The 25,546-nt window shown below is 62.3% G+C and carries 24 protein-coding genes; 10 read left to right on the top strand and 14 right to left on the bottom strand.

Features of this window, described 5'->3' with window-relative positions; all coding sequences use genetic code 11:
• Window positions 1–78: 78 nt before the first annotated feature.
• From U5K31_11640 to U5K31_11625, 4 genes are all read left to right on the top strand, one after another.
• Window positions 79–1,563, top strand: coding sequence for a Fic family protein (locus tag U5K31_11640; GenBank protein ID MDZ7773373.1), 1,485 nt, complete (start codon window positions 79–81; stop codon window positions 1,561–1,563).
• A 51-nt stretch (window positions 1,564–1,614) separates the two neighbouring features.
• A complete protein-coding gene (locus tag U5K31_11635) occupies window positions 1,615–2,295 on the top strand; it encodes an SOS response-associated peptidase (GenBank protein MDZ7773372.1) in 681 nt (226 codons plus the stop codon).
• Window positions 2,296–2,521: 226 nt separating this feature from the next.
• Window positions 2,522–4,093, top strand: a complete 1,572-nt coding sequence (locus U5K31_11630; GenBank protein MDZ7773371.1) for a M20/M25/M40 family metallo-hydrolase — start codon at window positions 2,522–2,524, stop codon at window positions 4,091–4,093.
• 75 nt (window positions 4,094–4,168) lie between these two features.
• The gene (locus U5K31_11625) at window positions 4,169–4,513 is read left to right on the top strand and encodes a hypothetical protein (protein ID MDZ7773370.1); all 345 of its coding nucleotides are present in this window, start codon (window positions 4,169–4,171) and stop codon (window positions 4,511–4,513) included.
• 169 nt (window positions 4,514–4,682) lie between these two features.
• Here the strand turns inward: U5K31_11625 and U5K31_11620 are convergent, their stop codons facing one another.
• The 4 genes from U5K31_11620 to U5K31_11605 all read right to left on the bottom strand — a co-directional run bounded on the left by U5K31_11620 (window position 4,683) and on the right by U5K31_11605 (window position 9,361).
• Entirely contained in the window at window positions 4,683–5,831 is a 1,149-nt protein-coding gene (locus U5K31_11620; GenBank protein MDZ7773369.1) for a DUF2911 domain-containing protein, read from the bottom strand.
• A gap of 166 nt (window positions 5,832–5,997) precedes the next feature.
• Entirely contained in the window at window positions 5,998–7,230 is a 1,233-nt protein-coding gene (locus U5K31_11615) for an amidohydrolase family protein (protein MDZ7773368.1), read from the bottom strand.
• A gap of 578 nt (window positions 7,231–7,808) precedes the next feature.
• Window positions 7,809–9,038: a hypothetical protein gene (locus tag U5K31_11610; GenBank protein ID MDZ7773367.1), complete on the bottom strand. Its 1,230-nt coding sequence runs from the start codon at window positions 9,036–9,038 to the stop codon at window positions 7,809–7,811.
• Window positions 9,039–9,091: 53 nt separating this feature from the next.
• A complete protein-coding gene (locus tag U5K31_11605) occupies window positions 9,092–9,361 on the bottom strand; it encodes a hypothetical protein (GenBank protein ID MDZ7773366.1) in 270 nt (89 codons plus the stop codon).
• 198 nt (window positions 9,362–9,559) lie between these two features.
• Between U5K31_11605 and U5K31_11600 the strand changes: the two genes are divergently transcribed.
• The gene (locus tag U5K31_11600) at window positions 9,560–10,711 is read left to right on the top strand and encodes a 6-bladed beta-propeller (GenBank protein MDZ7773365.1); all 1,152 of its coding nucleotides are present in this window, start codon (window positions 9,560–9,562) and stop codon (window positions 10,709–10,711) included.
• Window positions 10,712–10,721: 10 nt separating this feature from the next.
• On the opposite strand, the gene galK is transcribed toward U5K31_11600, so the two are convergent.
• The gene (galK, locus tag U5K31_11595) at window positions 10,722–11,882 is read right to left on the bottom strand and encodes a galactokinase (protein ID MDZ7773364.1); all 1,161 of its coding nucleotides are present in this window, start codon (window positions 11,880–11,882) and stop codon (window positions 10,722–10,724) included.
• A 170-nt stretch (window positions 11,883–12,052) separates the two neighbouring features.
• Here galK and U5K31_11590 point away from each other — a divergent pair, with 170 nt between their 5' ends.
• Window positions 12,053–12,964, top strand: a complete 912-nt coding sequence (locus U5K31_11590; GenBank protein ID MDZ7773363.1) for a hypothetical protein — start codon at window positions 12,053–12,055, stop codon at window positions 12,962–12,964.
• Between the two features lie 36 nt (window positions 12,965–13,000).
• Here the strand turns inward: U5K31_11590 and U5K31_11585 are convergent, their stop codons facing one another.
• Window positions 13,001–15,235: a prolyl oligopeptidase family serine peptidase gene (locus U5K31_11585; protein ID MDZ7773362.1), complete on the bottom strand. Its 2,235-nt coding sequence runs from the start codon at window positions 15,233–15,235 to the stop codon at window positions 13,001–13,003.
• Between the two features lie 177 nt (window positions 15,236–15,412).
• Entirely contained in the window at window positions 15,413–15,838 is a 426-nt protein-coding gene (locus tag U5K31_11580) for a helix-turn-helix transcriptional regulator (GenBank protein ID MDZ7773361.1), read from the bottom strand.
• Between the two features lie 99 nt (window positions 15,839–15,937).
• Between U5K31_11580 and U5K31_11575 the strand changes: the two genes are divergently transcribed.
• On the top strand, window positions 15,938–16,156 hold the full coding sequence (locus U5K31_11575; GenBank protein ID MDZ7773360.1) for a hypothetical protein: 219 nt from the start codon (window positions 15,938–15,940) through the stop codon (window positions 16,154–16,156).
• Window positions 16,157–16,174: 18 nt separating this feature from the next.
• Window positions 16,175–16,393 carry a hypothetical protein gene (locus tag U5K31_11570; GenBank protein ID MDZ7773359.1) on the top strand — a complete coding sequence of 73 codons (219 nt, stop codon included), beginning with the start codon at window positions 16,175–16,177 and terminating at the stop codon, window positions 16,391–16,393.
• Here U5K31_11570 and bioA read toward each other — a convergent pair.
• A complete protein-coding gene (bioA, locus tag U5K31_11565; protein MDZ7773358.1) occupies window positions 16,390–17,676 on the bottom strand; it encodes an adenosylmethionine--8-amino-7-oxononanoate transaminase in 1,287 nt (428 codons plus the stop codon). The two genes, U5K31_11570 and bioA, sit on opposite strands and share 4 nt — an antisense overlap.
• Before the next feature lies 1 nt (window position 17,677).
• On the bottom strand, window positions 17,678–18,298 hold the full coding sequence (gene bioD, locus U5K31_11560) for a dethiobiotin synthase (protein MDZ7773357.1): 621 nt from the start codon (window positions 18,296–18,298) through the stop codon (window positions 17,678–17,680).
• 165 nt (window positions 18,299–18,463) lie between these two features.
• On the opposite strand from bioD, the gene U5K31_11555 reads away from it, so the two are divergent.
• Window positions 18,464–19,816: an amino acid permease gene (locus U5K31_11555; GenBank protein ID MDZ7773356.1), complete on the top strand. Its 1,353-nt coding sequence runs from the start codon at window positions 18,464–18,466 to the stop codon at window positions 19,814–19,816.
• Window positions 19,803–20,879 (top strand): aminotransferase class I/II-fold pyridoxal phosphate-dependent enzyme, encoded by a 1,077-nt coding sequence (locus U5K31_11550; protein ID MDZ7773355.1) that lies wholly within the window; start codon window positions 19,803–19,805, stop codon window positions 20,877–20,879. Before U5K31_11555 ends, U5K31_11550 begins: the two co-directional genes overlap by 14 nt.
• On the opposite strand, the gene U5K31_11545 is transcribed toward U5K31_11550, so the two are convergent.
• Genes U5K31_11545 through trpA form a run of 5 tightly spaced genes read right to left on the bottom strand, consistent with a single transcriptional unit; the run spans window position 20,876 to window position 25,505 of the window.
• Window positions 20,876–21,667 carry a methyltransferase domain-containing protein gene (locus tag U5K31_11545; GenBank protein MDZ7773354.1) on the bottom strand — a complete coding sequence of 264 codons (792 nt, stop codon included), beginning with the start codon at window positions 21,665–21,667 and terminating at the stop codon, window positions 20,876–20,878. The genes U5K31_11550 and U5K31_11545 overlap by 4 nt on opposite strands.
• A 7-nt stretch (window positions 21,668–21,674) precedes the next feature.
• Window positions 21,675–22,367 carry an alpha/beta hydrolase gene (locus tag U5K31_11540; protein ID MDZ7773353.1) on the bottom strand — a complete coding sequence of 231 codons (693 nt, stop codon included), beginning with the start codon at window positions 22,365–22,367 and terminating at the stop codon, window positions 21,675–21,677.
• Entirely contained in the window at window positions 22,360–23,532 is a 1,173-nt protein-coding gene (locus tag U5K31_11535) for an 8-amino-7-oxononanoate synthase (GenBank protein ID MDZ7773352.1), read from the bottom strand. Before U5K31_11535 ends, U5K31_11540 begins: the two co-directional genes overlap by 8 nt.
• Before the next feature lies 1 nt (window position 23,533).
• Window positions 23,534–24,655, bottom strand: coding sequence for a DUF4837 family protein (locus tag U5K31_11530; protein ID MDZ7773351.1), 1,122 nt, complete (start codon window positions 24,653–24,655; stop codon window positions 23,534–23,536).
• Window positions 24,656–24,674: 19 nt separating this feature from the next.
• A complete protein-coding gene (gene trpA, locus U5K31_11525) occupies window positions 24,675–25,505 on the bottom strand; it encodes a tryptophan synthase subunit alpha (GenBank protein MDZ7773350.1) in 831 nt (276 codons plus the stop codon).
• Window positions 25,506–25,546 lie beyond the last annotated feature (41 nt).

The following is a 25,546-nucleotide window of genomic DNA, read 5'->3' as shown; positions in this document are numbered from 1 at the left end:
AATTAAAACCCGAATATTTAAATTAATGCTTTTTAAAAACCCGAAAGTTTAATAAAATGCCTTAAAAAGGCAGCTTATATGGCAAATTTTTTAGATGATATGCCGGAAGTATTCGTATCCCATACGGATGTCTCTTCCCAGGTATCGCAGGCCGTTTCACGAGGAGAACTTAAAAAAATCGGGTCCCGCCTGTATACAAAAAACCTGAAAGATGATCCCGAAGTTATTGTCAAAAGGCATTGGGTAGACCTGCTATCCGAATACTACCCGGATGCACTCATTGCCGATCGGACAGCCTTGGAAAACAAACCGGCGGAAGATGGATCGGTATTCATCATTTCATCCAAAAAGCGTATTACGGAAGTTCCCGGTTTGATTTTTAACCCACGAAAAGGACACGGCCCGTTAGAAAGTGACAGACCTTTTATTAGCGGTCTCTACATCAGCTCCGAGCCACGAGCCTATCTTGAAAACATGCGGCCTTCGCGAGCACGTAAAGGTTCTGTTCCAAGAACTCTTAGGCAGGAAGAAATGGAAGAACGCCTTGACAGACTCTTCCGGGTTCGCGGGTCCAACCATGTTAACCGTATCCGCGATCGAGCCCGGGAAGTTGCGCAGCAGTTGGATATGCAGGAAGAATATGAAAATCTTGACGATCTTATCGGAAGCATGCAGGGCACACGAGATGCCAACATCAAATCAAGTGTCGGTAAAGCACGGAAATCTAAAAAACCGTATGATCCCGATCGTGTAGACCTGTTCCTCAAACTTTTTGAAGATCTGTCGGAGGTTGCTCCTCAAACCCGTTCTGCAATCAACTTTTCGCAGGAAGGAAAAGTCAACCTATCCTTCTTTGAAGCCTATTTTTCCAATTTTATCGAAGGAACAGAATTTGAAGTAGATGAGGCTGCAGATATCGTTTTTAACAATACAATACCAGCCGAACGTCCCGAAGATGCCCATGATGTGATGGGAACCTTCCGGATCATTTCCAACTACTCTGAAATGGCCAAAACCCCGGAAGACTTCGATGGATTTATTGCCTCGTTAAGGAATCGGCATTCGCGCGTTATGGCTCTACGAAAAGACAAAAAATCAGGTGAATTCAAGACCACAATGAATGTTGCCGGTAGTACCCAGTTTGTGAAACCGGAGCTTGTCACAGGTACCCTGGAACGTGGATTTGAAATTTATCGCGGCTTGGAATATCCCTTTCAGAAGGCGGTATTCATTATGTTTCTGGTCAGCGAAGTACATCCGTTCACGGACGGTAATGGCCGTATTGCCCGCATCATGATGAATGCAGAACTGGTTGCCGCTGATCAACAAAAAATTATCATCCCTACGGTTTACCGGAATAACTACCTGGCTGCATTAAGGGCTTTGACTCACAACCGGCAGTCAGATGCTTTAATCCGTACGCTCGATTTTGGTCAAAAGTATGTACAGGCTATTAATTGGGACCATTACGATGACGCACGAGCTCAAATAGAAGCCACCCATGCCTTTATGGATCCAGCCCAAGCTGACCAGGAAGGTATTCGATTGCGCTTGCCTTCTTAGGCGGTATTCCCGGCACTTAATTTTGATAGTTTAAATTGGATTCCAACAACCATGTGCGGACGATACACCCTCAAGGAAAACAAGCAGCAGGTAGCCGGCTGGCTGGACGCCGTGCTGGAAGGCTTCGAGGACTACGAGCCCAACTACAACGTGGCGCCCTCCAACCAGATGCCGGTGATGGTGGACGACAAGAGCCGCCAGCGGCTGGTCTACCCTTTCCGGTGGGGGCTCCTCCCCTTCTGGGCCAAGGAGGAGAATACCTCCTACAGCATGATCAACGCCCGCGCGGAGAGCCTGGTCGACAAGAAGTCCTTCAAGCCCTGCTTCGAGTCGCAGCGCTGCATCGTGCCGGCCAGTGGCTTCTACGAGTGGAAGGGCGAGAAAGGCGACAAGACCCCCTATTACATCTATCCCACCCACGAGCCCCTATTCGCCTTTGCAGGGCTCTACAATGTCTGGCACTCCCCGGACGGCTCGACCCGCATCCCCACCTATACCATCGTCACCACCGGGGCCAACCGCTCCATGGAGGAGCTGCACGACCGCATGCCCGCCATGCTGCTCAAGGAGGAGTGGGACGAGTGGCTGGACCGCGACAACCACGACACCGGTACCCTGCAGGAGCTGCTGCGTCCCTTCCCGGACGATGCCCTGGCCTATTATCCCGTCTCCAAACAGGTCAACAATGTCCGCAACAACGGCCCGGAGCTGATCGAGCGGGCGGAAGGGTAGCCGTTGCGCTTTACGCCGATTGTACTAAATTGCGTTAGACACGGGACATAACCAACATGGGAGGACGTATGGGACTCATCACGCGCAACAGGGAAATCAGCAGGCTGGAGCGCGAGCCCGCCCTGCGCGACCTCTGATTCCCGGGGCGTGAATTCCGGCGTTTGAATTACGGTATTAGTTGATATATTGGCAGAACTTTTCAACCCCAAGTAACCGGAGCCATCCCGTGAAACGCACCTACCTATCATCTTGCCTTGTCGTCCTTCTTCTGTTGGCCGGCACCGCCCAGGCCCAGTTCGGCCAGCCTCCCCAGCAGGAACAAAACCCCGTGGTTACCGCCATCGTGGAGGAGGCCACCGGCAATTCCCAACTCGAGCGCCTGGCCCACGAACTGCTGGACGTGGTCGGCCCGCGCCTGGTCGGCACCCCGCAGATGCAGAACGCCCACGACTGGGCCGTGAGCACCTACGAAGGCTGGGGTATCCAGGCCGAAAACGAGCAGTACGGGCAGTGGACCGGCTGGCGCCGGGGCGTCACGCACGTCGACCTGGTCGCCCCGCGCGTGGTCTCCCTGAACGGCATGCAGATGGCCTGGAGCCCGGGCACCGACGGACCGGTAACGGGCGAGGTAACCATGATCCCGGATGTGGCCGATTCGGCCGCTTTCCGTGCCTGGCTGCCCTCGGCCGCCGGCAAGTTCGTGCTGGTCAACATGATGCAACCCACCGGCCGGCCGGGCTACAACTGGGAGGAGTACGGCACCGAGGAATCCATCGCGCGCATGGAGCAGATGCAGGACGAGGCGGACGACGCCTGGGACGCCCGCATCGAGCGCACCGGACTGAGTCTGGGCGGGGTCATTGACGCCCTTGAGGAGGCAGGTGCGGCCGGCATCCTGCAGTCGCGCTGGTCGGGCGGTTTCGGGGTGAACAAGGTCTTCAGCGCCGCCACCGACGGCATTCCGCACATCGATCTCTCCCTGGAGGACTACGGGCTGCTCTACCGCCTGGTGGACTACGGCAACAGCCCGCAGATCCGCGTGAACGTGGAGTCGGAGGAGTTGGGCAAAGTCCCCGCCTTCAACACCATCGCCACCATCCCCGGTACGGAAAAGCCGGACGAGTACATCATTCTCTCGGCCCACTTCGACTCCTGGGACGGCGGCACCGGCGCCACCGACAACGGCACGGGCACCATCACCATGATGGAGGCAGCCCGCATTCTCAAACAGGTCTACCCGAATCCCAAACGAACCATTATCGTAGGCCTCTGGGGCGGCGAGGAGCAGGGGCTGAACGGCTCGCGGGCCTACGTGGAGGACCATCCCGAGATCGTGGAGGGAGTTCAGGCGCTCTTCAACCAGGACAACGGCACCGGTCGTGTGGTCAACATCTCCGGTCAGGGTTTCCTGCACGCCTACGCCTTCCTGGGCGACTGGCTCTCGGCCGTGCCATGGGAAGTACGCAGCCACATCAACACCAATTTTCCGGGCACGCCGGGCGGAGGCGGCTCCGACTACGCCTCCTTCGTGTCAGCAGGCGCGCCGGCTTTCTCGCTGAGCTCCCTGAGCTGGGACTACGGCACCTATACCTGGCACACCAATCTGGACACCTACGACAAGATCGTCTTTGACGATGTACGCAACAATGTGATCCTGACGGCCGTGCTGACCTTTATGGCCAGCGAGGATCCCGACACGTTTTCCCGCGAGAAGCGGGTCATGCCCATCAGTCCGTGGTCGGGCGAGCGCATGAGCTGGCCGCAGGTTCGCACCGCCAACCGCGACGGCGGCAACTGAAGGGTAATTGCGAACAGGCTATAGGGCGAACCGAAATGGGCGGAGGCGGAAGCGGTAACAGGCACGCCCGTCGCCATGCTGGCTCAATACCAGCTGGATGTACTCTTTCCCGGCTTTCAGCCGCCCGGACCGTTCCCGGTTTCCAACGCCCTGTGGCTCTTCATGCTGGGAACAATGGCACTCGTAGCCTTTGCTGCCGGACTGGAAGTGCAGCGGAATGAAAGGCAAACCCGCTGGACAGATGTAGTCGCCTGCCGGCTTGCCACCGTAGCAGCGGTGCTCTATATCACCGAGGCGGCTTTGACCGGTGCCTTCTGGCCCTACCTGGAGGCACTCAATACCCTGCGGAATGCGGGCTACCTCCTCTTCCTGGCATGGTGCGGACTGACAGGTATAATATACCTTAGAAAAAAGCTGTAAGATTATTGCTCACAGCTTTTTACAACTTCTTCAATAAAAATATTACTTCCGCGCTGCAGGCCGGAACCGAGACCACATGGGTGGGATTGGTCAAGGACAGCGGGACGGCACAGTTCTCCCCCGGCTTGCTTTAAACGACATGTACGCCCAGCTTGCCGTCGCGGACGGTCTACTGTACCTGGAAGGGAATCGAAAAGACCGTCCGGTCCCAGATCAGCTTCAGCACGCCTCCCTCACCCTGCTCTTCCACCGTGATGGTGAAAGCCTCGGTGACCGTGTCCTGCTCGCCAATCTGCATGGGCACGCGTCCCAGGTCCATCTCCGGATCGTAGGACTGCCCGTTGATGCCCGTCTCGCGGTTTATCATCAGCGTGCCGCCGTCCTCTTCGGGGATGGTAAAGAGGGTGTATTCGCCGGCGGGCACCTCCAGGTCGCCAATCATAAGGTCGGCGGAGGTACTGAAATGAGTGGCGGCGTTGGCGCCGGTCCTCCACGTCTGACCCCAGGGTACGATGCCCCCGAAGATATCGCGTCCCCGTTTCATAGGCACGCCGTGGGTAACCGTAAAGTCGGCTCCCTGAACAGTGTAGCTGGCCTCGCGGGCTCCGGAGAGCTCGCCGACCTGCCCCATCTCGCGGAAGCGGGCCTCCAGCATGGCCAAGTCGCCCTGTGCCACACGGTCCACTTTCAGCTTACGGGTGGTGAGTCCGGCATCCAGGAACTGCAGGTTGCCGCCGTTGGCCACGTCTACGCCCATCACCCCGCGGCTGGGATGTCGGACGGTCATGGAGTCGGGGGCCATCCTGGCGATCACAAAGTTGGAAATACGGGAGCCGGACAGCAGCGGCTGATTGAGCGTGTCCCCGGACATGCCGGCGGCGCGGTTCAGGGCCAGTTCGTAAGGCCAGTGCACCTGGTCAATAAAAGGCAGCGTGCCCTCGCGGTATTCCGCGGCGAGGCGTCTCGTGCCCTCCACGGTGCTGTAATTGATCACCAGGCTGTCGCCCACATGAACGATCGTCTGTACGGTGTCGCCCTCGGCTGAGAAGCCGCCTTCTGCCGGGTGATCCAGTCGTATCATGGCCTGGATACCGCCCGATTCGTCGAGATTCAGATTATAGGTGGAAAATCTGAGTTCGGGACTGCGCATCATAACGCGCGCGATCATTCCGTTTTCCGACTTGTTGAACTGCTCGACCACCAACGTGTCGTTGCCCAGCTTGGTAACGAACTGAGCAGAGTCGGTCAGGTCGGGCTGCTGCTGGCTGCAGGCGGCGATAAGAAGTACCGTGAAGAGGCTAAGAATCAGTCGTTTCATGGACGGACTTGGGCTTATTTGAATTTATGGCATTCTAAATGCTATTGTAATTAGAAAGAAATCCAAACAGGATTTCGACCGGTTTTCTTGAAAGAATGTAAAAACCGCCTTTCCGCCAGGTTGCGGCGAAAAGGCGGCTTGAAATCTGCGTGCCTCTTGTGAGGGCTTACTGACCTCCCTCCTGCAGGCCGGGCAGACTGTCGTCGGGTTCCTCGGTCTGGTACCAAAGGGGACCCATTTCCTGCTGCAGGGGCCAGATCTGGTCAAGGGTGTCGCCGTCATAGAGGCGGCCGTTTTTCATGACCTGCTCTATGCTGGCGGTGTTGCGCAGGTTCTCCAGCGGATTCCCGTTGAGGATGATCAGGTCCGCCAGCTTGCCGGATTCAATCGTTCCGATGTCGCCGTCCAGTCCCAGCGCCTCGGCGCCCTGGATGGTGGCGATGCGCAGGGCCTTGTGGGGGTCCATGTCGTCGAAGGCCATGGCCCAGAGCTCCCAGTGGTAGCCGAGGCCCTGCAGCTGCCCGTGGCTGCCCACGCCGTTAATGCCGCCGGCGTCGTAGATCTGCTCGACGGTGCGCGACTGCCGGTCCATCACGTACTGGCTCTCGTGGAACCAGCCCGCGTCACGGCGGAGGGCCTTGCCCTCCAGGTCGGCCTCAGGCGTGAAGTGGCGCAGCTTGGGATTGTAAGCGGCGTCCTCACGCTCATAGAAGTAGTTCTCGGCCCAGGGTCCCCCGTAGGTGACCAGCAGCGTGGGCGTGTAGGCCATCTGCGACTCGGCGGTAACCTGGATGACATCTTCGTAAAGCGGGGTGACCGGGTAGTTGTGCTCCTGGCCTGAGTAACCGTCGAGCATCATGTTGAGGTTCAGCTTCATGTTGAGCGAGCCCTCCGTAGTGGGCATAATGTTCTGCTCCTTGGCCGCCATGAGAATCCACTGACGTTGCTCGCGGTTGCCGGCCACGTACATTTTGACCGTCTTGGTGTCGTAGTACTCGCTGTAGCGGCGCATGACGTTACGCGCATGCTCGAGGTCCTCGATCTGCTCCCCGAAGAAGATGCCGGGACCCGTCTGGTAGATGCGCGGGCCGAGCACCTTGCCGCTGGTCACCATGTCGGCGTAGGTGAGCAGGTCGGTGGTGCCGGTCTGCGGGTCGCGGAGGGTGGTCACCCCGTAGGCCATGTTGGCCAGAAAGGACCAGATCTGCGGCTGGTGCAGGTCGCGGTAGGGACGCACGTGGGCATGGGTGTCCACAAAGCCCGGGATAATGGTCTTCCCGCTCACGTCGCGCACTTCGGCGCCGGAGGGAATGTTTACTGAGCCCCGCGCACCTACGGCAGCGATGCGGTTGTTCTCGATAAGCAGGTCGGCGTTTTCGATCACCTCGTAGTCGTTCATGGTGATCACGCGGGCGCCGCGCATCACCAGGGTACCCTGAGGTGTGTCCCTCGTGGCCTCTATGTCAATGCGGGTCTCCTCGGGCTCATAGTCTTCGGGGCGGTCGGGGTCCTCGGTGTCCTCGCCCTCCTCTTCAGCGTCCTCCCCGGCATCCTCGCCCTCTTCCTCCTCCTGCTGCTCCTTCTGACGGTCGTAGGCCTCCTGCTCGCGCTTGCGCTGCAGGGCGGCCTCACGGTCGAAGACGAAGTGAGCCGGTCCGACGGACCAGTGGATGTTATTACCGTCCCATCCCCAGGCCGGGAACTGTCCCCCGATGGTGGTCAGCTTCATGGCCGGAAAGTCGGCGCGGTCGGGGTTGGAGACACTGATGGAGGGAGCGTCGCCGGTCTTGGGCACGGTAACGGTGTAGATATCGCTGCCTACCACGGCAAGCGCCTGGTCGCCTTCCGGCGCCATCAGGATGGTGGAGGCGCTGCTGGGTCCACTGCTGCCAGGCGCCGACGAGCCGGTGACCTGCAGGTGTGACTCCTGGTCGGTGCCGTCGTAGCGGATGGAGATGAGCCCGTCGCCGTAGCTGTTCAGGTAGATGCGGTCGCTGCCTTCGACAAAATGGGGGTTGTAGCGCCCTTCGGTGTCGGCAATAAAGTTGGCCTCGCCCCCGTCAGAGGGTATCCAGACCAGGTGCTCCGACGAGAAGGGCACGTAGGGTCCGGGCGAGGTCCGCCATGTGCGGTCCTCCCCGCGAGTAGCCACAATACGGTCCTGGGTCTTTGACCAGGCGATCTGCTGGTAGACGGCCGACTCCCGGTGAGTTGCTGGGGCTGGCCGCTGCCGTTGCTGCGCGCCCGGTAGATGTGTCCCCCGGTCTCCGGGTTCCAGGTGCTGAAGGCAATCCAGCGACCGTCGGGCGACCATGCCGGGAAGGCCTCGGTGAAGTCGTGGCCGGTGACCCGCTGCGGCTCCCCGTCGGGAAGGTCCATCACGTAGAGGCGGTCCATAACCGTGAAGGCCAGACGGGTTCCGTCCGGGGAGGGTACCGCGTCGCGGATCTGCCGTGCCAGGAAGGTCTCGCTGTCTTCGATGGGATAGCGGGAGTGCACGCGCGGGCCGAGATCCACCTCCACGTCGTATTCAAAGGGAATCTGCTCGGCCTCAGCGCCTTCGGCGATGGGCACGCGCCAGATCTTGCCGCCCCAGGTGGCAACCACCGCGCGGTCGTCGGGCGTAAAGGACATCCGGGGCAGCACGCCCAGGGTGGCGCGAGACTCCATATCGTCACGCTGCACTGGCCAGGCCAGCCAGCGCTCGTCCCCGGTCTCCAGGTTGCGGATGCGCAGGCCGGTTTCGGTCTTCTCGCGGGTGCCGTAGACCAGCCACTGACCGTCACCGGAAAGCGTGGGACGGAAGGCCGATCCCAGGCGGGAGGTTTCGGTGTGCATCTGGCCGGTTTCCAGGTCATATTTGGCGATCTGGTACTGCGGGAAGGTGGCGTTATAGTCCCAGTCTCCGTCCCTGGTGGAGAACCAGACGTAGCGGCCTTCGGGTCCCACCGTCGCCTCGATGGCCTTCTGTCCGCCGGGCAGGTCCATCAGCTCGGTGCCGCCCCCGCCGTCCACGTGGTACATGTGGACGGTGTTGAGCCCGCTGCGGGTTCCTGCGCGCGAGGCGAGGATGTATTTTCCGTCGGGCGTCCAGGTCGGGTCCTGCATGCGGTTGTAGTTGCCCGTGGTGCGCTGCTCGGTTTCGTGGGTCTCCATATCCATGATCCAGACGTTGTCGCTGCCGCTGCGGTCGGAGATAAAGGCCACCTTCGAGCCGTCCGGACTGTAGACCGGCTGCGTGTCGAAGGCCAGTCCCCGCGTCAGCCGGGTCGGCTCTCCCCCTCGATGGGCAGCTCGTAGAGGTCGCCCATCATGTCGAAGATCATCTTGGTGCCGTCGGGATGCACGTCGATGGAGAGCCAGGTGGCCTCGTCGGACTGTACGCGGACGGTGCGTTCGGGTTTGAGGGGAAGGTCCTTGTGGCTGGAATCGGTTTCGGCGAAGCCGTCCTGTGCCAGGGCTGCGCCCTGCATGCCCAGCAGGAGCATGAGCGTGGCGCAAAGACCGGAAAGGATGGTGCGTCGTATCATAAGAGTGGGATTGATTAGGGAGAAGTACGTGCGAATATTCCGTAGCGGTTTAGAAGAACTTAATAAATGTCAGGGAGTTGTGCTTGTGGCGCTCATCCTTTGCAAGAACACGGCTGTGGATGGAAGGTCAAATAATTTTGGAATTCAGATTCCGATTTGTACTATTGAAGCCATAAATTTGCACCGAAATTGAATGCCATGCGCAGCCTGTACAGCTTGACTTCCCTGTTCCTTATCGGCACCCTTCTCCTTGCAGCCTCCTGTACTTCCAATCAGGAGTCGCAGCCGGAAAATACGGCCACCGAAGTGGACTTGTCGCTGCAGGAGGAGCTGCGCATCGCGAGCGGGGACGGCACCGACGAGAGCGCGCCGCTGCTGGGCGGTATCGCCAACGTAGCCACGGGCCCGGAGGGAGATATTTACCTCTACGACTCGGACAACGGCCGCATCTTCGTGTACGGCCCCGACGGCAGCTACCTCCGCGCGTTTGGCCGCTCCGGCGAGGGACCCGGAGAGTTCGGGTCCATTTCAGACATGGTGGTCGACCGTCAAAATCGCGTGATCGTCAGCGATTTCGGCAACGCCCGCTTCAGCCTCTTTGACGAAGAAGGCGATCTTATCAAACGCGAACCCCTCCACGGGCTCCGATCAGCAAGGGACATGACTGAGCTGCCAGACGGCCGCTTTGCGGTGACCGGCTGGCACGCCGACAGCGAACGTACGGTGCATATCCTCAGCCCCGATCTCTCCCGCATAGAAACTTCCCTGGTTGCCCTGGACAGCCTGGTGCAGTCGGAGGACAATCGCATCGTCAACACCTACCAGTCCTTCCCTGGTCAACTGCAGGTGCTGGAAGACGGCAGGCTGGCATTTGTACCCACTTTCTACGACGGTGAGCTGCGAATATATGAAGAGGGGGATGACGGCACGTGGTCCCTCTCGGAACGCCTGGAGGGCTACCGGCGCGTGGAGGAGGCCCTGCTGGTTACCGAGCAGAATTACAACAGCCCGAGCGAGGCCATGGAGGAGCTCTCCCCCAACAGCATCCTCTCCATCGCCATACGGCAGGGCGGCAGCACTACGCTGGTCCACGCGCGTACGCGTTCCCAGGGACTGTTCCGGGACGGCGGCGGAGGACTTCTTCATGTGCTGCGTTATTTCGAGGGAACCGAGCACCAGGTTGTGGTGGAGCGCTTCGATCCGGGCAGCGGACTCACCTCCTACGGCACCATCCTGGAGGGTCGCGAGGGAAGCATCAATGTTAATGGCATGACGCAGAACGGGCAACTCTACCTGTCCAACCCCGACTCCCTTACGCTGCAGCGCGTGCAGATCCTGGGATTCGACTGACCGGCCTTCCCTAGTCCAGCACTTCCGTACCCTCGCTGCTGTTCACTGTATAAACGCCCGGCCCTCGGTTAAATCGCGCCTCATAGGCCTTTATCATCCGGGCCGAGATCTCCTCAAGCGCCTCCCGCCGCACCAGGTTGAGGGTACAGCCCCCGAAGCCCCCTCCCATCTGCCGGGAACCCAGCACGCCGTCCAGCCCGGCGGCCTCCTCCGCCAGGAAATCAGTCTCCTCGCAGGTCACCTCATAGAGGTCGCGAAGCCCGTAGTGAGAATCGTTCATGAGCCTGCCCAGCTTCTTTCCGTCGCCGGTCCCGAGCGCTTCACCGGCCCGGTGTACGCGTTCGTTCTCGCGAACCACGAAGAGCAGGCGCCGGTGAATGACGGGGTCAAGTTCTGCCTGGTGGCGCTCCAGCATGGCCTCGTCGGCATCCCGCAGTGCCTGAATGCGCTCCCCGCGCGCCTGCAGTACGCTCACCCCCTCCTCGCACTGCCGGCGCCGCTTGTTGTACTCCGAGGTGGTCAGCTCGCGCTGCACCCGCGAGTCGAAGAGCACGAAGGCAAGGTCTCCGTCTTCCAGGGGAATCTGCTCGTAGTCCAGCGTGCGGCAGTCCAGTTTCATGGCATGTCCCTTGCAGGCAAGCAGATTCACAAAGGGATCCATCACCCCGCATTTCATGCCCACGAAATCGTTTTCGGCCTTCTGGGCGATACGTGCAAGGGATTCCCGGCCGATGCCCAGCCCGAACAGTTCGTTAAGCCCGAAAGCAAAGCCGGCGGTCAGGGCAGCCGAGGAGGAGAGACCGGCGCCAACGGGTACATTCCCGCTGAAGGCGACATCCAAGCCGGGGATCTCCACATCGCGGTTTTGCATCACGCTGATCACCCCCATCAGATAGTTGGCCCACTCAAGGCTGCTGCGGGTGAGGACGTCTCCCAGGCTGGTCTCGTAGCCCTCCTGCTTGTCCACCGCATAAAACCTACCCCTGCCCTGCTCGTTGGGGCGCAGCCCGAAGAGCAGGCTGCGGTCGATGGCGGCGGGAAGCACCCATCCGCTGTTGTAATCGGTGTGCTCGCCGATGATGTTGATGCGTCCGGGGGAACGGACCAGCATAGGCCTGCCGCCGAACTGCCGATCGAATACCGAACGGACTCGATCTCTCACTTCGCTCATAACTGCCGTCTGTTGTCTGGGAGTGAATGTCTGCCGCCTTTGAACAGCTCCAATATAGCTGATCTACCCGTCCCATTCAGTCACCGGCCGCAGGCGACGGCGCCCCTTGTCGAAAGGCTGTCAATACCCTACTTTTCGGGCCGGCCAAAACCAACCCCCTGCCCTCTCCCATGCGGCATTGCGCATTTCTTACGATGGACAACCTGGAGGAGTTTGTGGTCTATGACCACCTGCTTTACGAACCCCTGCGCCAACGCGGGTGGGAGGTGACCGAGGTGCCCTGGCGGGATCCCGACCCGCGCTGGGAGCGTTTCGAGGCGGTGGTGATACGCACGCCGTGGGACTACCAGGACGACCCCGGGGCATTCATGGAGGTGCTCCGGGAAATCGACGCCTCCCCGGCCCGCCTGGAAAACCGCCTGGAACTGGTGGAGTGGAACATCAGCAAGCGCTACCTTCGCGACATGGAGCGCCGCGGCGTGCCCACCGTCCCCACGCTATGGCCCTGTGCAGGCGACAGGGATCTCCCGGCTGAGGCGGACGCCGGTGCCTGGCGCGCATGGATTCGCGGCTGGGCGCAGGAGCTGGACACCGATGAGCTGATCCTCAAGCCGCTGGTGAGCGCCAACGCCGACCACACCTACCGGGTCCGGGTGTCCGCCGATCCGGTCGTGGAGTTGCCGGACGGCCTGCGGAAATCCTTCGCCGGGCTGCCCTTCCTGGTGCAGCCCTTCGTGAAGAACATCATTTCCGAGGGCGAGTACTCTCTCTTCTACTTCGGGGAGAGCTACAGCCACACCATTCTCAAAACGCCCAAAAGCGGCGACTTCCGCGTGCAGGAGGAGCACGGGGGAAGGCTGAAGCTCGTCCAGGAGCCCGAGACTGCCCTTCGTGAGGCGGCCGAACGGGCCATGGAATTCATCCGTCCCCAGCCCCTCTACAGCCGCATCGATTTCGTGCGGATGGAGGACGGCCGATTCGCCCTCATGGAGCTGGAGCTGATCGAACCCTCCCTCTACTTCAACATGGACCCCGCCTCCCCCGAACGCTTCGCCGAGGTTTTCGCGGCATGGATGGACTGAGGCCTCCGCAGGTACCGGTTTTGCCGGCGAGCGATCCTAGTTCTCCCCGCCCTCCTCTTCCGGGTAAAACTGCTCGTTGTAGAAGTCGATGACCGTATTCCAGTGGTGGTGGAAGTCCTCCACCCGGCCCGCGCGGCCCGCCCCGTGGCCCGCCTCCATGTAGTGCACCCACTTGACGGTCTTGCCCAGCCTGCGCAGCGCGTAGTACATCTCGCGCTGGTTGGTGGCCGGCACGTTCCAGTCACCCTCCCCGGTAAGCATGAGCAGGGGCGTCTCGATGCGGTCGGCGTAGAACACGGCGCTGTGGGCGATGTACTTGTCGGTGGCCTCCCACAGGGTGGCGCCGATGCGGTCCTGTCCCACCTCCGCCGCGTCGTAGTTGCGCGTGGTGATCTTGGGACTGTCGCCCAGGAAGCTGATCATGTTCACCTTGCCGGAAATGTTAATGGCAGCGGCAAATCGGTCGGTTTGTGTGATGAGCAGGTTCACGGCGTATCCTCCGTAGGAGGTGCCCTGCACGCCCAGCTTGGAACCGTCCACCAGTCCCCTTTCCATCAGTTTGTTGATGGCGGTGGTCACTCCCTTGATCCAGCCCTCGCCCGGGTAGCCCTCCTCCAGGTTTACCGAGGGACGGAAACCGAAGAAGCCCGCATTGGCAATTAGATTCATGGCAGGGTTAAAACCATTCGAGAAATAGTTCTCATATACCTGCGCCACAAGGGGATAGTGCTTACCCTCCTCGTAGTTTACGGGGTAATAGAGGATGCCGTAGAGTGTATCCCCGTCCACGTCCATATACTGCACCAGTTCGGTGCGGGTAAGGGTACGGTCTTCCAGCCAGGGGTCCAGGTCGGTGAGCTGCCGCAGGTTCTGCAGTTCGGGGCCGGCCGTGTAGAGTTCGGTGGGATGGTCGCCGTCGGACATCTCAAAGAGAATGGTGTTTCCATCCCCTGAGAATTCCCAGTCGTCGTAGAGGTTGGCGTCCACCCGCAGGGTCTGCATGCTGCGCTCCTGCAGGTCGTAGCGGGTGAGTCCACGCCACCAGCGGTCCTGCTCGGAATAGCTGAGGTAGAGCCACCGTCCGTCGTCGGTCCAGTGCTCCAGGTCGCGCTCCGGCGCCTCGTCCTCGTTTTCGGGCGCCTCATACACCAGCTCCATGCCCGAACCGTCAGCCTTCAGCAGGTGCCAGCCGTCGTCCGACTCCACCAGCAGCTGTCCGCCCTGCGGGTGCCACTCCTCCACGCTGAAGTCGTACTCGGTGGTATCGCCCTCGGCGCTGACGGTCTGGCGGAAATCCGCGGTAAGATTCCGGGCGGAGTCGGCGTCCACCTCCCGTACAAAGACGTTGCCGTCCTCGCTGAAGGCGTAGCGGTCGCCTGCCGGGTTCCAGTCGGTGGAGATGTTGTCGGAGGTGCGCGCCACCAGCGTGCGGGATTCACCGCCCTCCCACTCCTGCAGCAGCAGTTCGGACTCCGAATCGTCTTCGTAGGCATAGCCTGTTTTAAGCGGGTAATTCCGCTCGTAGGTGAAGAAATCGCCGCTCTCGGCCAGGTTAAAGGAGGAGTAGTTCATCTCCGGAAGCAGCTCGCGCACCGAACCGTCGGCGGTATTCACCGCGGTCAGTACAGCCAGGTCGGCGTGGTTGTGAACACGTTCCCAGGCCAGAAAGTCGTTGCGTGAATCCTGCACGATCACAGGCCCCTCCTCCATGTAGTTGTAAAGGGCGCGGGCCGAATCGGCCCAGCCGGTCTCGCGCAGCTCCAGCACCAGGTGCTCCCCGTCGGGGTGCCAGGTGATGTCAGAGCTGGAGGAGATGCGCTTGTCCGAGTAAAGTTCTAGCTGTTCCGTGCTATTTGACTGTCTGTCATACAGATGCAAGGTATAGGACTCGTCGCCCTCCCGCAGCATGAAGAAGGCCAGCGTGGCACCGTCGGGCGACCACTGCAGCCCGCGGATCTGCACGGGATCGTCGAAAGGCCGCGTGGTCTCCCCGCTGCGGCTGTCGATGACCAGCAGCTCGGAGGCGTCCGGCTCGATATAGGTGGCGTCGCCGAATCGGCCGTGGTCCTCGCCCATGCCGCTCCTGCGGGTGCTGGTCAGCACAGCCAGCCAGCGGCCGTCGTCGGTCATGTCAGCCAGTGAGACCGAATGGACGTCAAGGGCGTCGTCAATGGTGAAAGGCTGCTGAGCACCGGCTTCGGGCGCCGTTGCGGAGACCATGAGCAGCGCAAGGAGGGTCAACAGGGCGAATCGAATGGATAGATTCTTCATAAGCGAGACAAGCGAGTTAAATTTAGCATGCAAACATCCCTAATTACCGTATTCCCAATAACGTCCATTTTCTCCTGAGGGACAAGTCCACATGGGCATGTACGCGCCTGAGGGCGCCCGGTGCGGAGATTTCCTGCTGAACGTGATGGGGTCCCTGGCCGGTGACGGAAGTCAGGCCTACTCTTCAGCGGATTCCGATTTCAGGTGGCGGGCAAAGACCAGCAGCATGGCGCGCTGCATGCCGGGCGAAAGATCCTGCTCGCGTATGGCCTCCGAAAAGTCGACAAGATCGCCCAGCGCCTCCTTCTCTTCCTCCTCCAGCACCTCCTCCTCCAGGCGTGCCAGGTAGGTTCCGATGGGCTCCGAAATGGCGTGCGGGGGACCCTCGCGGAGCATTTCGCCCTCTCCCGTGAGAAACCAGTTGATGTTTACGCCCAATCCATGCATGCGGATTAGGATGAGTCCCCCGGGCATGGACTCCCCGTTGAGATATTTGGTCAGCGCCTGGGGCTTCATTTCCAGGTTTCTGGCAAGCTCGCTGCGGTTTCCTCCGTAGAGCGCATCCGCTATCTCTTTGAGCCTATTTCCTGTTGCGTATTTCACCTGAAAGCGTTTACTTTAAAATAAGTCAATTATTTAATGCGATTAGTTTAATCATTAAACCTTCAATGTGCAAGTTTCGAGTTTCAAGCTACTTAAAAAATGGCTAATCGAAAAGACCTGCTGTACGAGCTGGAGATAGCCTGCGCCATTCTCAAGACGAGCATACACGCCCGGGCGAACCGCTGGGAGGTTTCCCATACCCACGTTCGCAACGTAGCCCGGGGAGAGACCACCTCCGCTCCTATCCGCAGGCGCATCAGGGAAACCATCGCCGAGGCGCGGGAGCGGGTCCCCTTTCGGGTGCCCGAGAACCCCTAACCACCGAGGTACCATACCGTGAGAGACCAACCAAGCCCGGACGAGCTTGAGCAGACCTGCCGGGATATCAACCGGGGCCTGCACGAGATGCTCGCCTTCGAACGCAAACTGCAGGACTACGACAAGGAGACGCTCTGCCTGCTGATCACGCTGACCACTGATCCTGCCAACCACAGACAAATCCTGCAGCTGCTGGACAACCTGGCCCCGCTCTGCGGGGATGAGGCCGGTTCCTAGACTTCCTCCAGCAACTCCTGAATGCCCTGGTACATGGCGGCCAGCTGCTCCCGCTCCGTGCAGTAGGGAGGCATGAGGTAGAGCGTGTTTCCGAGGGGACGCAGCAGGAGGCCCTTATCCACGCACTGCGCCTTGATGCGGTCGGCCACCCGGTTGAGGTAGCCCTCCTCTCCCGGCGCCTCGATCTCCATGGCCGCGATGGTGCCGGTCACGCGCTGGCGTTTCAGGGATGGATGGCCCTCCAGGACCTCCAGCTCCTCTCGATGCCACGCCTCCATGCCACTGAAACGGGGACGAAACTCCTCCAGCAGCTCCAGAGAGGCCAGGGCGGCGGCGCAGCCGATGGGGTTGGCCGTATAGCTGTGGCCATGCCAGAAGGTCTTCTCGGGATCGTCGGAATGGAAAGCCTCGTAGATACCGCACCGGCAGACGGTAAGCGAGAGGGGCAGGAAGCCGCCCGTCAGTCCCTTGGCCAGGGCCACAATGTCGGGGGTCACCCCGGCCTTCGTGCAGGCAAAATCGCCTCCCGTGCGCCCGAAACCCGTCATAACCTCGTCGAAGAGCAGCAGGGTGCCCGCCTCGCGGCAAATCGCCTCCAGGCGCCGCAAAAAGGAGGGGCGGCACATGCGCATGCCCCCCGCTCCCTGCACAAGGGGCTCCAGCATGACGCCGGCGTAGCGCCCGGGGGAAGCCTCCAGCTTCTCGCGGACGGCCTGCAGAACGGCCTCCTCCTTCTCTTCGGCTCCGCTGTCTCCCCGCCAGGTGTGCGGGTAGGGCACGAATTCCACGTCGAAGAGCAGATCGCCGAACACCTCGGTAAAGACCGAACGCTCCCCGGCCGACATGGCCCCGAAGGTGTCGCCGTGGTAGGCCCCCTCGAAGCAGATAAAGGTATCACGCGCCTCCCCGCAGTTGGCCCAGTACTGCCAGGCCATCTTCATGCCCACCTCCACCGCCGTGGATCCGTCGTCGGAGAAGAACACCCGCTCCAGGTCGCCGGGCAGCAGGCCGGTGACTCCCTCGGCCACCTTTTCGGCGGGATCGTGGGTGAAGTTGGCAAAAATCACCTGCTCCAGTTTCCCGGCCTGTTCGGCGATGGCCTGCGCCACCCTGGGATGGGCGTGGCCGTAGAGGTTCACCCACCAGCTGGAGATGCAGTCCATGATACGGCGCCCGTCCTCCAGCTCCAGCCAGAGGCCCTCGCCGCGGACCACCTTCAGGGGATCAGGGGCGTTTTTGAGGATGGTGAAGGGGTACCAGACGTTGGGATGAAAAGAAGGCATATCAGGCGTTGAATTTTTGAAATTCGCACTCCAGCGCCCCGGGGTTGATCTCCTCCAGGGGCTCGATTTCGGCCAGCACCTCCACCTCCCCGAAGCGCTCGATGGCCTCCCGGTTGCTGCGGTTGCGCGGCCCGTTCATGACCACGCCCAGCACAGGGATATCCCGCCGGCGCAGGGCCTCCAGGGAGAGGAAGGTGTGGTTGAGCGTGCCCAGCTCACTGCGGACCGTCAGCAGCACGGGCAGCTCCAGGCGCTCGGCCAGGTCGATGATCATGTGGCGGCCGTTGAGCGGCACCAGGAGTCCTCCGGCCCCCTCCACGACAAGCGGTCCCTCGCGGTGTTCGGGCAGCTCAAAGTCGTCCAGGGCGATCTCCACCCCGTCGATAGCCGCGGCGGCGTGCGGGGAGAGAGGTTCGTTGAGGCGCCAGCGCTCGGGGCGGAAATGCTCCGCGCCCAGGCCGGTGACGCGACGCACAAATTCGGTGTCGGTCTCTCCCTCCAGGCCCGACTGCACGGGCTTCCAGTAGACGCCCCCCAGTCCCAGCGTGAGCACCGCCGAGACCAGGGATTTGCCGATGCCGGTGTCGGTTCCGCTGACCATGAATCGTTCGGGAAAGTCCATTGCGTTGCTGTGTTCCGTTTGACGCTGTAATTCGGTGTGGGACGCTCCTCCGCGCCCGCGGTCACGGCGTGGAAGTTATTCAATGTGCGACTGTTAACAAATTCTTTGCGCGGCCGCCTTTCTCTGCTATTTTTCCCTTGGCAAACGTCAAAGGAATACCTTCGCATGAGCGAACAGAAGACAACCTACGCGCGTCGTCTCAGCCTGTTCGACGGCACCATGGTGGTGGTCGGGGGCATTATCGGGGCGGGCATTTTTCTGAATCCCTCCATCGTGGCCCAGCGCCTGGACACCCCCCTGCTGGTGCTGGCGGCCTGGGGCATCGGCGGCGCCATCGCGCTGATCGGCGCCCTCTGCTTCGGGGAGCTGGGCTCCCGGCGGCCCGAGGCAGGCGGCGGCTACGTCTACCTGCGGGAGGCCTTCGGACCCCTGCCTGCATTCCTCTATGGGTGGACCCTCCTGCTGGTGATCAATACGGGCGGCATTTCCGCCGTTGCCATGACCTTTTCCTACTACTTCGGGGACCTCATGGGCCTGGGCGACCCCCTCGTGAAGCCGGTGGCCATCGGTTCGGTGGTGCTGCTCACCGGCATCAACTACCTGGGCATCCGCCCCGGCAGCATTACCCAGAACATCTTCACCGTGCTCAAGCTGCTGGCCGTGGCCATGCTCACCGTCGCCGGGGCGCTGCTCTTCACCGGCGGGGAGGGCGCTTCGGAGGGACTGCTCGACACGGGACGAGCCGTCGCGGGCGAAGGCGGGGGATGGTCCACCGTCGCCGCCATGGGCACCGCCCTCATCCCCGTGCTCTTCGCCTATGGGGGATGGCAGCACGCCAACCACGTGGCCGGCGAGATCCGCCGACCCCGCGTCAACCTGCCCCGTGTCACCTTCATCGGGGTGGTCATCGTGGTCACCAGCTACCTGCTGGTCAACTGGGCCAGCCTGAGCGCCCTCGGGCTGGAGGGTCTGGCAGCCAGCACCGCGCCCGCCTCCGAGGTGATGCAGGCCCTCTGGGGCGACACAGGCTCGGCCCTCATGTCGGCCGGCATCGCCATCTCTACCTTCGGCTTCGTAAACCTGGCCATCCTGGCCGGCGCGCGGGTCTACCAGGCCATGGCCGACGACGGACTCTTTTTCAAGCGCGCCGCGCGCCTGCACCCGCGCTACCGCACCCCCTCCTACTCGCTGATCATCCAGGGGATCTGGATCGTGGCTCTCATCCTCTCGGGCTCCTACGGGCAGCTGCTGGACTATACGGTGTTCGGCGACTGGATCTTCTTCGGGCTGGTGGCCGCCACCCTCTTCTGGTATCGCGCCCGCGGGGGAGACGAGGAGGTCTTTCGCATGCCGGGCTACCCCTGGCTGCCCGCCCTCTTCATCCTGGCGGCCGTATTCGTGGTATTCAGCAGCGTGGTCTCCAACCTGCTGAACGCCGCCATCGGCGCAGGACTGATCCTGGCGGGGGTCCCCGTCTATCTCTACTGGAACAGCAAGCACCGCGATGATCAAGCATAGCCCCTATATCTCCTGGGCCAAGGCCAAGCACGGGGTGCGGTGGAACCTGGCCCGCAGCGGCGTGCCCCGGCCCGATCCCGACCAATGGTTTAAGGGGGAGGCCGCCGACATCCTGGCCGGCGGCGAGCACGAGGAGGGCTGGGGACCCCTCAAGGAGCGTATCGCCTCGCGCTACGGGGTGGAGGCCGGGCAGGTGGTGCCCGTGCACGGGACCTCCATGGCCAACCACCTGGCCGTGGCCGCCCTGGTGGAGCCCGACGACCACGTGCTGGTGGAGTCGCCCTCCTACGAACCCCTCTGGATCCTCCCCGCCTATTTCCATGCCGAGGTGGAAAGCTTCGGACGCGACCCTGAAAACGACTTCCAGCCCGACCCGGGGGAGATCGCCGACCACATGACCGGGCGCACGCGGCTGGTCATACTCAGCGACCTGCACAATCCGTCGGGGATGCGCGTAAAGCCGGAATTGCTGCAAGAAATCGCGCAGCTCTGCGAGGAGCGCGGGACGCACCTGCTGGTGGACGAGGTCTACCTGGAGTTTCTCTACCCGCAGGGGGTGCGGACGGCAGCCTCCCTCTCCCCCGCCGTCATCACCACCCGCAGCCTCACCAAAGCCTACGGGCTGGACGATCTTCGCCTGGGCTGGATGATCGCTTCCGGGGAGACCGCCCGGCGCATACGACGCCTGCGCGACCTCTATGCCATCACCACCGCCTTTCCCTCCGAGCGGCTGGGGTGGCACGCACTCGGGGCGGCCGACGAGCTGCTGGCCTGCACCCTGGCGCTGCTGGAGGGCAACCGCAAGCTTGTAGAAGACTTCGTGGAGGGGCGGCCCGAACTTTCGTGGACCACTCCCGGCGCGGGCTCAGTGGGATTCGTGCGACTGGCCTCCGACCGCGTAGAGGAGCTGGCAGAGCTGGCCGAGGCGCGCTACGAGACCATCGTGGCGCCCGGGCATTTCTTCGGGCGGCCCGACCACTTCCGCATCGGCTGGGGCATGCCGGCCGATGAGCTTCGGGAGGGCCTGCGGCGGCTGGGACAGGCGCTGGAGGATCTCGCCTAGTCGCGCTTGACGGCGATGAAGACCACGTGGTAGCTGACGGTAATCCGGTCGCCGGCCGAACGGTCCCAGTTGCGGATAAGCATGCGCATCTCCCGGGGCGTAAGGCGGCGGCCCTCCAGCTGGCGGTCGGCCCCTATGGCCTTCAGGTGGCGAAAGAAGTCGGCAGAAGAGTCGTAGTTGCGGGTCACCGTGTCCTCGTAGTAATCCACCTGCGCTGGCCCGTTGGTCAGCTTGATGACCATCTCCTCGGTATCCGGCAACACGTTTCCGGTGAAGGGCAGTCCCAGCTCCCGGCACTGCTCCCTCCACTCTGGGAAGCTCTCATGGCCTGGAAAAGAGGCCAGCAGCAGTCCCCCGGAGCGTGTGCGCTCCAGCCACCGTCCCAGCGTGAAGGGCGGGTCGCGGAACCACTGCGCGCTGAAGCCGCTCACGGTGAGTGCCACCTCTTCGGGCCCCCTCTCGTACTCCTCGGCGCCCATGGCCTCATAGCGAAGCCCCTCCCGCTCCCCGAAGCGCTCCCGGCAGAAGTCCACCATCTCCGGCGCGCGGTCGGTCACCCACAACTCGCGGCCGGGATACATCTCCAGCAGCGATTCGGTCACGAAGCCCGTCCCGCAGCCCAGCTCCACCACGGGTCCGGGAGGCACGATATCGCGCCAGGGCTGCAGGGAGGCGATCAGCCGTTCGGCCACCTCCTTCTGCACGTCGGCCGTGCGATGGTAGGTCTCGGCCGAGGCGCCGAAGCCCCGGCCAGGAGTGGCGGTTTGCGCGCGGTCTTGCTCGCTCATGCGATCGTCAGTTTTGGGTCTTCTGGGGAAAGAGGTTTTCAGCTTCGGGCATCATCAGTTTGAGGCACTGCGCGGTATGGGTGAAGGGGAGCGCGTGTCCGGCGTTTCGAATCTCGAAATAGCTCGCCTGCGGCTCCAGGCTGCCGTAGAGATCGCGTCCCTTGCTCTTGGGCACGATCAGGTCGTCGGTTCCGTGAAAGATACAGACCCGGCCGGCAGCGGCCATTCTTTCGGCTTCGAGGGTGGATTCACCCAGCTTCTCCAGGTCTTCCTTCATCAGTTCTCGGTCCATCCCCTCCAGGTCTAACTTCGGCGGCGAGGCGGGATGCCAGGTGTTGGCGTAGAATTTACCCAGCACCGCCTCGGGCTCCTCGGAGAATCGCTCGCACATTTGCGCAAGCACCTGCCGCGAACGGTGGCGGAAGCGCGCGGCGCGGGGATGAAAGTCGCGGAAGCCGCCCAGGATCACCAGCAGGTCGGCCTCCTCCAGCCTTTCGCGCGGAACCAGGTGAAGCCCGAAGGAGTGGGCCATTACAATGCGGGCGCCCTTTCCTCTAAAGTCAGGCTGGCGCGGCCGGCCGAAATAGCCCCGGTCGAAGGCCTCCAGGGTAAACCCATCGGGGAGGCATTCCCGCCAGGCGTCCCAGGCCCCGCCATCGAAGCCCCATCCGTGATATGCCAGGATCTGCTGTTCAGCCATCCTTCCACTCCCCTATCAACGCAAGAAGATGGTCCAGGTGTTCCTCCTCGTGAGCCGACGAGAGACTGAATCGGATGCGGGAGGCGTCGTCGGGCACCGTTGGGGGACGAATGGCGGGGGCCAGTACTCCCCCCTCCTCAAGCCGGCCGGCCAGCTGCAGGGCCGACTGCTCGCTGCCGGTCACCAGCGGCACAATCTGGGTGTCCGAGGCGCCCGTCTCGCATCCGAGCTCCTGCAGGACCTCCCGCAGCCGCCGGGCGTGGCGGTGCAGGCGTGCGCGCTCGTCCTCCAGTCCGGGCATCAGCTCCAGGGCGGCGTCAATGGCGCCCAGCACGGGGGGCGGCAGGGCGGTGGTATAGATAAAGCCCGGACAGACGTTGACCAGGTACTCCTTCATATCGGCGCTGCAGAGCAGGTAGGCCCCGAAGCAGCCGAAGGCCTTGCCGAAGGTGCCCAGCACCAGGTCGATGCCATCCACGCCCGGGGCCACGCCCCGTCCCCCCTCGCCCCACGCTCCGGTGGCATGGGCGTCGTCGGCGAAGAGCATGGCGCCGTACTTCCGGGCCAGGCCCGCCATCTCCGCCAGGGGCGCGCGGTCACCGTCCATGCTGAAAATGCTTTCGGTAAGGATCAGTATGCGATCGGGATCCTCTTCCCCGGCCCGGCGCAGTTCGCGCTCCAGGCTTGCAGGGTCGTTGTGCTCAAAGCGGCGCAGGCGGGCGCGGCTGGCAAGGGAGCCCTGCAGCAGGCTGTTGTGTCCCAGCCGGTCACAGATCACCGTCGAGTGGCGCGTGGTGAGGCTGCCCACCAGGGAGCTGTTGGCCTGAAAGCCGGAGTTGAACAGCAGGCAGGCCTCGCGCCCGAAGAAGGCGGCCAGCTTCTCCTCCAGCTCGCGGTGGGCGGCGTAGCTGCCGGTTACCAGGCGGGAGGCGGTGGCGCCGGCGCCCCAGCGTCGGGCGTAGTCGGCCGCGCGCTCAGCCAGCAGCGGGTGGCGGGAGAGTCCCAGGTAGTCATTGGAGCTGAAATTCAGGAAGGTCTTCCCCTCCATGCGCACCGTGGCGGCGGTCCGGCCCGGCTCCAGCTCGCGCAATTCCCTCAGGCGGTGCTCGCTGCGGCGGCGTTCCAGCTCCTCCCTCGTAAAGGCGTACGTGGACGGGTCGGACACCTTAGTTGGCGGCCATGGGCGTGTTGCGGTTCCAGGTAGAGTCGGTGCGGAAGGTGCGCAGCATGGCGCGGAACTGCCGGACGAAGTGGCGCTTGTTGTACTTGGGGGCGAACTGACCGAACTCCAGGATGAAAAGGCGTTCGGAGTCGGCGTCGTAGACCGTCATGGTGCGGAAGGGCCCGCCCATGGCGTCGCCCGTCATGCGCCAGACGCCTTGGGTCTCCCAGGCCGGGTTGCCGTTCAGCTCCAGGCGCTCGGTAACCACGTCGCGGCGGTACTCGGTGGTGACGTAGGAGTCCGGCCGGGTGCCGCGGACCCAGTCGCGCATGAGCGAATCGCGCCGGGTGTTGATCCACGTCTGGTCGATGCTGTCCACCATGGCGGGAGACACATCCTCGCGCCACCAGGCCCAGAACCAGCGGCTGTTTTCGGGCAGCTCGCGCCGCATGGTTACGATGTGCTGCGTCTGCCCGTTTTCGGTCCACGTCGTATCCAGATTCTTGTACCAGTCGTGCTGTACGCGGATCATCCAGCCGTGGTTGGTCATGAGGCTGTCCTCGATATCGGTCTTCTCGCCCCGGTCGTAGATCTCCTCGGTCCAACGCCGCAGCTCCTTGTCGGTCAGCCGTTCAACGAGAGCGTCGCGGGAGTCGTTGATCCTGGCGGCGAGCGCGGAATCGCTGGTGGAGGTGAGCACAATGGCCCACTGATTGCGATACCACTGATTCTCAAAGGGAAAGGCGAAGGACTCCCCGCTGCGCACCCGCTTCTTCACCTCCTCGCCGAGGAGGCTGCGTATCCACTCGGCCGTGTTTCCCTCCCCCTCGAGGGGGGCGGCGATAATGAGATTCTTGTTCCGCTTCAGGTTGTCAAGCTCCTGCTGGGAGTTAAAATTCTCCCAGCGCAGATCGTAGGCCGATTCATAGGTGGGCAAGGTACGGATCACCTGACCGTAGGTCTGGCGCACAGCCTCGGCCGTGGCGCTGCCCTGCCACTGGGTGGAGTCCATCACCACCACGGCTTCGCCGAAGCCGCCTACGGCCTCCTGCCGGTAGTCGCCCCCGCATCCCATAAGCAGGGCGGCGAAGATGAGGGTAATCAGACCGGATGCGTAGAATTTCATAGCTTGAACGTCTTCAGGGTTAGTTGTTGGAGTCGGTCGGTTCACCATACTTCAATGAACGAACAAAAGCAAAGAGGCGATCCTTCCATCCCTCCTCGGGATAGTGCTCGCGTATAAGGTCCACCAGCGCGCTACCCACGATAAAACCCCGCGCCTGGGAGGCGACGCGGCGGGCGTCTTCGTGGGAGCGGATGCCGAAGCCGATCATGATGGGATTGCGGGTGATGTTTTCCTTCACGCGGCCGATGAATCGCTGCACCGAGCGGGCCACCTCCTCCCCCTCCCGGGCGCCGGTGACGCCGGTCACCGACACGCAGTAGACAAAGCCCCGGGAGCGCTCGTCGATCAGGCGCATGCGATCGTCGGAGGTATTGGGCGCCACCAGGAAAATCAGCCGCAGCCCGTGGGCCTCGGCGTGTCCGGCCAGCAGGTCCGCCTCATCCGGGGGCAGGTCGGGCAGGATGAGTCCGTCGGCCCCGGCCTCCGCGGCGTCGCGGCAGAACCGCTCCACGCCGTAGCGCAGCACGGGATTGATGTAGCCCATGAGCACCAGCGGCATTTCCGAGCGCGCGCGGATCCCACGCACCATCTCAAGGATGTCCTCCATGGTAACGCCCTGCTCGAGGGCTGTGTTGCTGGCATACTGTATGCTGGGTCCGTCGGCCAGCGGATCGCTGAAAGGCATGCCCAGCTCCACCATGTCGGCCCCGTGCTCCTCCAGGCCGAGCACCAGCTCCACGGTGTGCTCCGGCCGGGGAAAGCCCGCCGTCAGGAAGAGGCTCATGACAGGCTCCTCTCCCTTCTGCTCGAAGAGGCGTGCAATGCGGTCGGTTGCGGCGGTCTGGCTCATGGTGTATACAATACTATTAGTTTCATAGTAATTCAAGCGAC

Source organism: Balneolaceae bacterium, from assembly GCA_034521445.1.
Classification (GTDB): Bacteria; Bacteroidota; Rhodothermia; order Balneolales; family Balneolaceae; genus JAXHMM01.
This window is presented reverse-complemented; position numbering and strand designations above follow the sequence as displayed.